Origin of the sequence: Vibrio sp. 10N.286.49.B3 (genome assembly GCF_002873395.1) — a bacterium.
Lineage (GTDB): Bacteria > Pseudomonadota > Gammaproteobacteria > Enterobacterales > Vibrionaceae > Vibrio.
Genome location: NZ_MCUV01000056.1, coordinates 1 through 244, shown reverse-complemented (window position 1 = coordinate 244; position 244 = coordinate 1). Strand labels below are relative to the sequence as shown.

1 protein-coding gene is annotated in these 244 nt (G+C 52.0%); it reads left to right on the top strand.

What is annotated here, in order from left to right:
• Positions 1-244: hypothetical protein (locus tag BCU68_RS15630; RefSeq protein ID WP_198591760.1), on the top strand; the 244-nt coding region annotated here is incomplete at both ends.

Genomic DNA, 244 nt, shown 5'->3' with positions numbered 1-244 from the left:
GGCGATGAGACCTTTGGCCTTGTGGTCACAGAAGCAAACGATATCACCACCAATGGTGAGACGGGCGTCACTGGTGAAGCGACCATCACCGATGGCGGCAATGGCCCTGGTGATAACCCCGATAACGATAAACCCACCTTATCGATTAGCGATCCTGTCATTGTTAATGAAGGTGACGATGCCGAGTTTACCGTTAGCCTGAGCAACCCAACCGAAGCCGATGTCGTGATAAATATCGTGCCTG